Below are 10,891 nucleotides of genomic sequence, written 5' to 3' on the forward strand. Positions count from 1 at the left end.
CGCATCGCGGTCTTGCGGGTCTCGGCATCGAGCCGGGAGAGGAAGAGCTTGCCGTCCAGGTGATCGGTCTCGTGCTGCAGCGCCTGTGCGAGCAGCCCATCGCCCTCGAGCATCACCGGAGCACCGTCGAGGTCGATGCCCTCCACCCGGGCCCACGGGTGACGCAGCGCGTCGTGCCAGAGGCCGGGGACGGACAGACAGCCCTCCCCCGTCGGCTCCGGCTCGCCGCGTACCTCGGTCAGCACGGGGTTGAGCACATAGCCGATGTCGCCGTCGATGTTGTAGCTGAAGGCACGGAGCGCGACACCGATCTGCGGCGCCGCGACCCCTGCTCGCCCGGGGAGCTCGACCGTGTCGACGAGGTCGGCGACGAGAGCGCGGACACCGTCGTCGATCGCGTCGATCGGCGCGCACACCGTCCGCAGCACCGGGTCGCCGAAGATACGGATCTCACGGACCGCCATCAGGCCACCTTCGCCCGGAGGCCCTCGACCAGCAGCGCGGCGAGCTCGCGCGCGGCTGTGCGGGTCTCGGGAAGCAGGTTCGCGAACACGATGGTCCCGCCGCCCGCGATCTGCGGGTCGTAGGGCACCCGCACGACACTGCGCACCCGGGTCGCGAAGTGCGCCTGCAGCTCGTTGAGGCGCACCAGCGGGGTGCCGGGGGTGGACTGGTTGAGCACGACGATCGCATCGCGCGCCTGCTCCGTGTAGCCGTTCGTCTCGAGCCAGGTCAGGGTCTCAGAAGCCAGGCGTGCTTCGTCGACGCTCAGTCCCGAGACGATCACGAGCTGATCCGACAGGTCGAGCGTCGCGGACATCACCGAGTGGACGATGCCGGTTCCGGTGTCGGTGAGCACGAGGGAGTAATAGTGCGCTGCCACCGTGGCGACGTCGCGGTAGTCGCTGTCGCTGAACGCCTCCGCCACACGCGGATCCGCGTCGGAGGCGAGCACGTCCAGCCGGGTGGCATCGCGAGCGACGATCGCCGAGATGTCGTGATAGCCACGCACCTCATCGCGGATGCGGACCAGATCTCGGACGGACCGGCTGTGGTGGGGCCGCACGACGCGATCGGCGAGCGTTCCGCGGTCCGGGTTCGCGTCGACGGCGATCACCCTGTCCTCGCGGGCATCCGCCAACGCCATCCCCAGCAGGGCGGTGATCGTGGTCTTCCCCACGCCGCCCTTGCGCGACAGCACGGGCACGAAGCGTGCCCCGCCCACGAGGGGTGCCGCGATCCGCGCCGTGAGGGCCTTGCGCTCGCGAGCGCGGCGACCGTCGCCGATGTTGATGCGGCGGCCGGACACCGTGTACAGGAAGTGGCTCCAGCCACCCTCCGGCTCCGGCTTGCTGAACCGCTGCGGGTCGAGAAGGCGGTCCGCGGTGAGCAGATCCGCGGACTCCCGCGCGGACTCCCCGAGCTCGCCGAGGCGCTTCGAGGTGAGGGTCACGTCCGTCCGCGGGGCGGTACGGGCAGGCTGCGAGACGACGGACTTGTCGTCGGGAGTGGACATGGGGTTCTCCTTCCGAGCGGATCCCCGAGGGGTGAGGGCGGAGACGGCAGCCGCATCGGCGTCCGCCTTGGCGAGGAACCGCGCGGCCGCAGCCGCCTCGTCCGCCTCGCGCGCCGCCGGGTCTCCTCCTGGCGACGGCGGTTCGTCGATGCGGTCGGCGTCGCGCACCTCGATGGTCAGGCGCCGCGCGGGCGGTTCCTCGGCCTCGGCCCCCTCCTCGACCATCACGGCGACGACCGTGTCATCCCCGGTCGCGCCCTCCTCGGTCGGGACGACCTCGAGCGAGTCCGCGTCGGCAGCGCCATCCTCGACCGCGGAGACAGGGAGGGCTTCGTCCTCCGTCGTGACTGCGGCGGAGCCGACGTCAACGGAGCCGCCCCGCGCCGCATCGACGGAGTCATGCTCGGCGGCGACGCCCGCCGCGGCGTCGGGCCGCACGGGTTCGATCTCGACAGGGTCGCCCGTCGCGGGGCGATGCGGGACCGCGGAGTCCTCCACGGAATCGGCAGCCACGGCGTCGACCTGAACTGGATCGACGTCGCTGACATCGCCGACGGACTCGGCCCCGACCGGGGTGGCTCGCTCGTCGGATGCCGCGACCGTCTCCGAGGCGACGGGCCGCTCGCGGATGTCGGGCTCGCCCTGAACCGCCTCGGTCGCCTCGACCGCCCCAACGGACTCAACGGACTCGACGGACTCGACGGACTCGACAACGGTCACCGCCGGTCGCGCGACGGCCGGCGCCGGAAGCACGAGGTCCTCGATCACGAGGTCGCCGACGACCTCGCCGTCCACAACCTCGTCGTCCGACAGATCGTCGTCCTCTTCGATCGGCAGCGTCACTCGCACCTGCGCGGTCCCGCCGAGGATGCCGATGCCCGCCGTGTCGACGGACGCGGCGTCGTCCAGCACCCCCAGTGGGGAGTCGTCAGGGTCGTCGCTCTTCTTCGTGGTCACGTGTCACTCCCAGCCTGCGCGGGCCTCGGGTGCGCACGCGGTGCGCGGCCTCGCCCGCACAAGATTAGTGCGCCGGGCGGATCACGACCAAAAGATCTCCGGCGTCCACCTGCTGCGTCTCGGCGATCGCGAGCCGTTCGACGACGCCATCCACGGGAGAGGTGATGGCCGCTTCCATCTTCATCGCCTCGATCGAGGCGACCGCCTCACCCGCACGGACGGCAGCCCCGACCTCGGCTTTCAGCGTCACGACGCCCGAGAACGGCGCCGCCACCTGACCGGGGACGGAGGTGTCCGCCTTCTCGACCTCGTGCGCCTCGACGGACACCGAGCGATCGCGGACGAACACCGGACGAAGCTGCCCGTTGAGCGTGGTCATGACCGTCCGCATGCCCTTGTCATCGGCATCGCCGATCGCCTCCAGCCCCACGTAGAGCTGCACACCGCGGTCGATCTCGATGAGGTGCTCCTGACCGGTGACCAGGCCGTAGAGGTAGTCGCTGGTGTCGAGCACGGAGAGGTCGCCGAAGAGCTCGCGTCGCTCCTGGAACTCCGCTGTCGGCGCCGGGAAGAGCAGCCGGTTGAGCCGTGCCCGCCGCTGCGCGCTCGTGCCGGCGAGGTCTGCCTCGTCCTCCGCCGTGAGGGCGGTGAGCCCCGATCGCACAGACCGGCCGGCGAGCACCTTGGAGCGGAACGGCTCCGGCCAGCCGCCCGGCAGATCGCCGAGCTCGCCGGCCATGAAGCCCACGACCGAGTCGGGCACGTCGTACTTCTCCGGGTTGGCCTCGAAGTCCGCGGGGTCGGCCTTCACCGCAGCGAGATGCAGCGCGAGGTCGCCGACCACCTTCGACGACGGCGTCACCTTCGGCACGCGACCCAGGATGCGATCAGCGGCCGCATACATGTCCTCGATGAGCTCGAAGTCGTCGGCGAGACCGAGCGCCTTCGCCTGCTGCCTCAGGTTGGACAGCTGACCGCCGGGGATCTCGTGGTGGTACACCCGACCCGTGGGTCCGGGAAGACCGGACTCGAACGGCGCGTACTGACGGCGCACCGCCTCCCAGTACGGTTCGAGGTCCGACACGGCGGACAGCGAGATGCCGCTGTCGCGGTCCGTGTGCGCGAGCGCGGCCACGAGAGAGGACAGCGACGGCTGGCTCGTGGTGCCGGAGAGCGGCGCGGACGCGGCATCGACGGCATCCACCCCTGCGGCGCTGGCCGCGAGGAGCGTGGCGAGCTGTCCACCCGGGGTGTCGTGCGTGTGCAGATGCACGGGAAGGTCGAAGCGCTCGCGCAGTGCCGACACCAGCTTCGCCGCCGCGGCGGGACGCAGCAGACCCGCCATGTCCTTGATCGCGAGGATGTGCGCTCCCGCGGAGACGATCTGATCCGCCAGACCCAGGTAGTAGTCGAGTGTGTAGAGCTGCTCCGCCGGGTCGAGCAGGTCGCCGGTGTAGCACAGGGCGACCTCGGCGACCGCGGTGCCGGTGCTGCGCACCGCCTCGATCGCCGGGCGCATCTGCTCGACGTCGTTGAGCGCGTCGAAGATACGGAAGATGTCCACGCCGCCCGCAGCGGCTTCGGCCACGAACGCCTGGGTCACCGCGGTCGGATACGGCGTGTATCCCACGGTGTTCCGCCCGCGCAGCAGCATCTGGATCGCCACGTTCGGCAGCGCGGCGCGCAGCTTGTCGAGCCGCTCCCACGGGTCCTCCCCCAGGAATCGCAGTGCCACGTCGTAGGTCGCGCCGCCCCAGGCCTCGACGGAGAGCAGCTCCGGTGTGAGCCGGGCGAGGTAGGGAGCCGCGGCGACGAGGTCCTTCGTCCGCACCCGGGTGGCGAGGAGCGACTGATGCGCGTCGCGGAAGGTGGTGTCGGTGATCGCCAGCGCCGTCTGCTCCCGGAGGCTGCGGGCGAAGCCCTCGGGTCCGAGCTCCCGCAGCCGCTGGCGCGAGCCCGGAGCCGGCGCCGTCGTGAGATCGACCGCGGGGAGCTTCTCCACCGGGTCGATGACGCCGGGGTGAGCGCCGTGCGGCTTGTTGACAGTGACGTCGACGAGCCAGTTCAGGATCTTGGTGCCGCGATCCTTCGACGCCCGGCCGCGCAGCAGCTCGGGACGCTCGTCGATGAACGAGGTGCTGACGTCTCCCGCGATGAACGCCTCGTCGTCGAGCAGCGCCTGCAGGAACGGGATGTTCGTGGAGACGCCGCGGATGCGGAACTCCGCCAGCGCGCGGCGCGCGCGGGCGACGGCCGCCGGGAAGTCCCTGCCGCGGCAGGTGAGCTTCGCGAGCATGGAGTCGAAGTGCGGGCTGATCTGCGCACCCTGGTGCACGGTTCCGCCGTCGAGCCGGATCCCCGCGCCGCCGGGCGAGCGGTAGGTGGTGATCTTCCCAGTGTCGGGGCGGAACCCCTGGGTCGGATCCTCGGTCGTGATGCGGCACTGCAGCGCAGCGCCGCGCAGGTGCAGGTTCTCCTGCTGCAGTCCCAGCTCGGCGAGGGACATCCCGGCGGCGATCCGCATCTGGCTCTGCACGAGGTCGACGTCGGTGACCTCCTCCGTCACGGTGTGCTCCACCTGGATGCGCGGGTTCATCTCGATGAACACCACCTCGCCCGTGCGCTCCCCCGCCGTCTCCAGCAGGAACTCGACGGTTCCGGCGTTCTCGTACCCGATCGACCGGGCGAACGCGACCGCGTAGCCGTGCAGTGCATCGCGGATGTCGTCGTCCAGGTTCGGCGCCGGCGCGATCTCCACCACCTTCTGGTGCCGCCGCTGCACCGAGCAGTCGCGCTCGAACAGGTGCACGGTCTCCCCGGTCTTGTCGGCGAGGATCTGCACCTCGATGTGCCGCGGGCGCACCACCGCCTGCTCCAGGAACATGCGCGGATCCCCGAAGGCGCTGCCGGCCTCGCGCATCGCCTCGGCGAGAGCGGGTGCCAGGTCTCCGAGCGACTCGACGCGCCGCATGCCGCGCCCGCCACCCCCCGCGACGGCCTTCGCGAACAGCGGGAAGCCGATCTCCTCGGCCTGCGCCAGCAGCTCGTCGACGTCGTCCGAGGCCTCGGTCGAGCGGAGCACCGGCACCCCCGCCTCGATGGCGTGCCGCTTGGCCTCGACCTTGTTCCCGGCCATCTCCAGCACCTTCGCCGGCGGGCCGATGAAGACGATGCCGTTCGCGGCCGCCTTCTCCGCGAGCTCCGGGTTCTCCGAGAGGAAGCCGTAGCCCGGGTAGATGGCGTCTGCTCCGGACTCCAGAGCGACGCGGATGATCTCGTCGACGTCCAGGTACGCACGGACGGGGTGCCCCCGCTCGCCGATCTCGTACGCCTCGTCGGCCTTCAGCCGATGCACCGAGCCGCGATCCTCGTGCGGGAAGACGGCGACGGTGCGCGCCCCCACTTCGACAGCCGCTCGGAATGCTCGGATCGCGATCTCGCCGCGATTGGCCACAAGGATCTTTCGGAACATGCACACCTCTGAGAGCTCGATGCACGGCGAAAGCGCGCGCATGGGGCGGGGCTGAGTGTTCCCCCAGCCTAGGGGAAGGTAACGTGGTGTCCGTGCACGTACTCAGCGTCAGCTCTCTCAAGGGGGGCGTCGGCAAGACGACCGTGACACTCGGGCTGGCCTCCGCGGCTTTCGCCCGGGGCGTCCGGACTCTCGTCGTCGACCTCGATCCGCAGTCCGACGTCTCCACGGGGATGGACATCCAGGTGGCAGGACGACTCAATGTCGCCGACGTCCTGGCGAACCCCAAGGAGAAGACCGTCCGGCAGGCGATCACCTCCAGCGGCTGGGCCAAGGTCCACCCCGGCACCATCGACGTGATGATCGGTAGCCCGTCGGCCATCAACTTCGACGGACCCCACCCGAGCGTGCGCGACGTCTGGAAGCTCGAGGAGGCGCTGGCAGCGGTCGAGGCCGACTATGACCTCGTACTCATCGACTGCGCCCCCTCCCTCAACGCCCTGACGCGCACCGCGTGGGCCGCGAGCGACCGCGTCATGGTCGTGACCGAGCCCGGCCTGTTCTCCGTCGCCGCCGCCGACCGTGCGCTGCGTGCCATCGAGGAGATCCGCCGCGGTCTCTCCCCCCGGCTCCAGCCGCTCGGGATCGTCGTCAACCGCGTGCGCCCCCAGTCGATCGAGCACCAGTTCCGCATCAAGGAGCTCCGCGACATGTTCGGCCCGCTCGCGCTGTCCCCTCAGCTCCCCGAGCGCACGTCGCTGCAGCAGGCGCAGGGCGCCGCGAAGCCGCTGCACATCTGGCCCGGTGACTCCGCGCAGGAACTCGCCGCCGACTTCGACCAGCTGCTCGACCGGATCATCCGCACCGGACGCATCCCCGTGCCGGAGAACGGTCCGCAGAGCTGACACCACGCACAAGAAACGGCCATCCTCGTCGAGGGTGGCCGTTCTGCATGTGGGCCGGGAGGCGGCCTCTGGTCAGGCGGAGCGCTTGGCGCGACGGGCGGACAGCTCGTCCACCGGGTCGGGCGCGGTGGCGTCGAAGGCGACGAGCGTCGACTCCACCTCACGGAGGACCTTGCCCACGGCGATGCCGAAGACGCCCTGCCCGCGGCTGACCAGGTCGATCACCTCGTCGTTCGACGTGCACAGGTAGACAGAGGCTCCGTCGCTCATGAGCGTGGTGCCGGCGAGGTCTCTGATGCCGGCACGGCGGAGCTCCTCCACGGCGGTGCGGATCTGCTGCAGCGAGATGCCCGTGTCGAGAAGGCTCTTCACGAGCTTGAGGACGAGGATGTCGCGGAAGCCGTAGAGACGCTGCGACCCGGAGCCGTTCGCGCCGCGAACCGTCGGGACGACGAGCTCGGTGCGGGCCCAGTAGTCGAGCTGGCGGTAGGTGATCCCGGCCGCACGAGCGGCGACCGCACCGCGGTACCCGACCTCGTCGTCCATGGCCGGAAGACCGTCGGTGAAGAGGAGTTCGGGCACGAACCGCGGGTCGCCTGCGAGCTCATCCGCATTCATCTGAAATCCTCCCTGGAACGGTTATCTCCACGGTAGAGCAGTGCCCCGGCACCGGCAACGACATCCGGATGACGCCGAAGGTGTGTCGCAATCAGTTCGTTACGAAAGGATGCGGGACAGCGCATCCTTCACGAACAGCGATCGCACATCGTCGATCCTCGTCGCGAGTTCGGGGGCCAGCTCGTTCGCTCGTGCGCGCGATGCGGCGTCGGTGCGCCGCAAAAGCGTCGACAGCGCCGACTCGATGAGGGACACCTCGCGCTCGGCTCCCTGTCGCAGCGAGCGAAGGTGGCGCGGTTCGATGCCGTGCCTGTCGAGCGCGACGAGCCCGCGCAGCAGCGCCACCGTGGACTCGGGGTAGCTCTCCTGAGCCGTGATCACGCCGGTGCTGATCGCGTCGTTGAGCAGCTGCGGACCGGCGCCGGCGGCCGCCAGCAGCTCGTCGCGCCGGTAGCGGCGCGGGGCGGGTGCGATGGAGGGCGGCGGCGCGAGAGAGGCCGCGTCACCGGAGGCCTCCGCCTCGTCGAGCTGCTCGCGGATCACGCTCAGCGGAAGATAGTGGTCGCGCTGCAGGGTGAGCCCGAGCCGCAGTCGCTCGATGTCGGCCGCGGAGAACTTGCGGTAGCCGGACTCCGTGCGGGACGGGCGGACGATGCCCTGCACCTCGAGGAAACGCAGCTTGCTGGAGGTCAGGTCGGGGAACTCGGGCGTGAGACGGGCGAGCACCTGACCGATACTCAGCAGGCCCGCGGACGCCGAGCGTTCGCGGGCGGAGGTCACCGCCATCAGGCGTTCGCCGCGCGATCGAGGGGCGAGGCGAAGAAGTTCAGCCGGAACTTGCCGACGCGCAGCTCGGATCCGTCGGCGAGGGGGCTGCGGTCGACACGCTCCCCGTTCACATAGGTGCCGTTGAGCGAGCGCTGGTCGATGATCTCGAAGGACGTGCCGTTGCGGGTGATCTCCGCGTGACGACGGGAGACCGTGACGTCGTCGAAGAAGATGTCGGCCTCGGGGTGGCGCCCCACCGTGGTCACGTCGGTGTCGAGGAGATACCGGGCTCCGGCGAGCGCTCCCGACCGGACGAGCAGCAGCGCGGACCCGGACGGCAGCGCCGCGATGGCCGACTGCTCGACATCTGTCAGCTCCACGCCGAACGGCACGAAGGAGAGGTCGGAGTCATGTCCGAACGTCTGCGTCACATCGTGCTTCTGGTCGCCGGAGCGATGGATGGCGGCTTCACCGGCCGGTCGGCTGTCGCTGTCTGTCACTGTGCCCTCCTGACTGTCCAGACTAACCGATGCGGAGGGCCTGGCGGGAGGCCCGCCTCGGCACTCAGCCCCTGCATACCGGTGATTCATAGGCTGGACTCGTGAAGACCAAAGCCCTGCGCCGTCCCGCCACCCCGATCGCCCTCGCGGGAGCACTCCTCGCCGCCTTCCTCGTGCTCGTCTCGCCTCTCTCGGCCTCGGCCCACGACGCCCTCGTCTCGTCGTCGCCGGCGGCGGACAGCTCGGTCGAGACCGTGCCGTCCGACCTTACTCTCACCTTCAGCGCCAAGCTGATCGACGGCGAGGGGGCCACCGAGGTCGTCGTCACCGCTCCCGACGGCACGAACGTCGCCGAGGGCGCACCGACCGTGGAGGGAGCCGTCGTCACGCAGCCGCTGCGCGGATCCGGTCCCGCCGGTGAGTACGGCGTGGTGTGGAAGGTCGTCTCCAGCGACGGGCACGCCACGTCGGGCGAATTCTCCTTCACCGTGACGACGGGTGACGAGGCCGCGGCGACGACGGAGCCGTCCACCAGCCCGAACGCGGTCCCGACGACCGAGCAGACGGCGACGCCCGAGGTCACCGCCACCCCCGCCCCCGAGCCGAGCGACTCCGCCGACGGCTCGGCCTGGATCTGGATCCTCGCGATCATCGGCGCGCTCGTGGTCATCGCCGTGGTCATCTGGCTCGTCATGCGCGGTCGCCACGGCACCCCGCCGGCCGGTTCCGACGCCCCGTCCGAGCGATAGGCTTAAGGCATGCCACACTACGACGTCGTCATCCTTGGTGCAGGTCCTGGCGGATACGTCGCTGCGGTTCGCAGCGCACAGCTCGGCCTGTCCACCGCGATCATCGAGGAGAAGTACTGGGGCGGTGTGTGCCTCAACGTCGGCTGCATCCCCTCCAAGGCCCTCCTGAAGAACGCGGAGCTCGCGCACACCCTGAAGCACAAGGCCGACTTCTTCGGCATCTCCGGTGACTTCACGATCGACTACGGCAAGGCGTTCGACCGCAGCCGGGTCGTCGCGGACGGTCGCGTCAAGGGCATCCACTTCCTCATGAAGAAGAACAAGGTGACCGAGTACGACGGCCGCGGCACCTTCACCGGCCCGAAGGCCATCTCCGTCGCGAAGTCGGACGGCTCCACCGAAGAGGTCACATTCGACAACGTGATCATCGCCACCGGCTCGAAGGTGCGGCTGCTCCCCGGCGTGCAGCTCAGCGACAATGTCGTGACCTACGAGGAGCAGATCCTCTCCCGTGAGCTCCCCGAGTCGATCGTCATCGTCGGCGCCGGCGCCATCGGCATGGAGTTCGCCTACGTCATGACGAACTACGGCGTGAAGGTCACGATCATCGAGTTCCTCGACCGCGCGCTTCCCAACGAGGACGCCGACGTCTCGAAGGAGATCACCAAGCAGTACAAGAACTACGGCGTCGACATCCTCACCTCGACCAAGGTCGAGTCCGTGGTCGACAACGGCTCGTCCGTCACCGTCACGTACACGGGCAAGGACGGCCAGCAGTCGTCGATCGAGGCCGGCAAGGTGCTCATGTCGGTCGGCTTCGCTCCGAACGTCGAGGGCTTCGGGCTCGACAAGACGGGCGTGAAGCTGACCGAGCGCGGCGCCATCGACATCGACGACCACATGCGCACCAACGTCGAGGGCATCTACGCCATCGGCGACGTGACCGCCAAGCTGCAGCTCGCCCACGTCGCGGAGGCGCAGGGTGTGGTCGCCGCCGAGACCATCGGCAAGGCGGAGACAATGACGCTGGGCGACTACCGCATGATGCCGCGGGCGACCTTCTGCTCGCCGCAGGTGGCGTCGTTCGGACTCACCGAGCAGCAGGCGAAGGACGAGGGGCGCGAGATCAAGGTCGCGACCTTCCCGTTCATGGCCAACGGCAAGGCGCACGGCCTCGGCGAGCCCGTCGGCTTCGTCAAGCTCATCGCCGACGCCGAGCACCTGGAGCTCATCGGGGCCCACATGATCGGCCCCGACGTGTCCGAGCTGCTGCCGGAGCTGACCCTCGCGCAGAAGTGGGACCTCACGGCCCTCGAGCTGGCACGCAACGTGCACACGCACCCGACCCTGTCGGAGGCGCTGCAGGAGGGCTTCCACGGCCTCGCCGGCCACATGATCAACTTCTG

At 69.8% G+C, this 10,891-nt stretch carries 9 protein-coding genes; 3 read left to right on the forward strand and 6 right to left on the reverse strand.

From position 1 onward, the window contains the following. The 3 genes from M3C17_RS18050 to M3C17_RS18060 form a co-directional block, all read right to left on the reverse strand. On the reverse strand, positions 1–464 hold a 464-nt coding region (locus M3C17_RS18050), incomplete at its 3' end, for a peptide deformylase (RefSeq protein ID WP_259979435.1). Next, the gene (locus M3C17_RS18795) at positions 464–2,473 is read right to left on the reverse strand and encodes an AAA family ATPase (RefSeq protein WP_311198457.1); all 2,010 of its coding nucleotides are present in this window, start codon (positions 2,471–2,473) and stop codon (positions 464–466) included. The genes M3C17_RS18795 and M3C17_RS18050, both read right to left, overlap by 1 nt. A gap of 64 nt (positions 2,474–2,537) precedes the next feature. Further along, positions 2,538–5,945, reverse strand: coding sequence for a pyruvate carboxylase (locus tag M3C17_RS18060; protein WP_259979436.1), 3,408 nt, complete (start codon positions 5,943–5,945; stop codon positions 2,538–2,540). A gap of 92 nt (positions 5,946–6,037) precedes the next feature. On the opposite strand from M3C17_RS18060, the gene M3C17_RS18065 reads away from it, so the two are divergent. Beyond that, positions 6,038–6,850, forward strand: a complete 813-nt coding sequence (locus M3C17_RS18065; RefSeq protein ID WP_259979437.1) for a ParA family protein — start codon at positions 6,038–6,040, stop codon at positions 6,848–6,850. 72 nt (positions 6,851–6,922) lie between these two features. Here M3C17_RS18065 and M3C17_RS18070 read toward each other — a convergent pair whose 3' ends face one another. From M3C17_RS18070 to M3C17_RS18080, 3 genes are all read right to left on the reverse strand, one after another. Next, positions 6,923–7,468: a MerR family transcriptional regulator gene (locus M3C17_RS18070; RefSeq protein WP_311198458.1), complete on the reverse strand. Its 546-nt coding sequence runs from the start codon at positions 7,466–7,468 to the stop codon at positions 6,923–6,925. A 99-nt stretch (positions 7,469–7,567) separates the two neighbouring features. Continuing rightward, a complete protein-coding gene (locus M3C17_RS18075; protein WP_259979438.1) occupies positions 7,568–8,254 on the reverse strand; it encodes a MerR family transcriptional regulator in 687 nt (228 codons plus the stop codon). After that, positions 8,254–8,736 (reverse strand): FHA domain-containing protein, encoded by a 483-nt coding sequence (locus M3C17_RS18080; protein ID WP_259979439.1) that lies wholly within the window; start codon positions 8,734–8,736, stop codon positions 8,254–8,256. Before M3C17_RS18080 ends, M3C17_RS18075 begins: the two co-directional genes overlap by 1 nt. Before the next feature lie 101 nt (positions 8,737–8,837). Between M3C17_RS18080 and M3C17_RS18085 the strand changes: the two genes are divergently transcribed. Together M3C17_RS18085 and lpdA are read left to right on the forward strand one after the other, a co-directional pair. After that, positions 8,838–9,485: a copper resistance protein CopC gene (locus tag M3C17_RS18085; RefSeq protein WP_259979440.1), complete on the forward strand. Its 648-nt coding sequence runs from the start codon at positions 8,838–8,840 to the stop codon at positions 9,483–9,485. 9 nt (positions 9,486–9,494) lie between these two features. Continuing rightward, positions 9,495–10,891 (forward strand): dihydrolipoyl dehydrogenase (gene lpdA, locus M3C17_RS18090; RefSeq protein WP_259979441.1); only part of this gene is annotated, 1,397 nt, incomplete at its 3' end.

Source organism: Microbacterium sp. p3-SID336 (genome assembly GCF_025143365.1).
Lineage (GTDB): Bacteria > Actinomycetota > Actinomycetes > Actinomycetales > Microbacteriaceae > Microbacterium.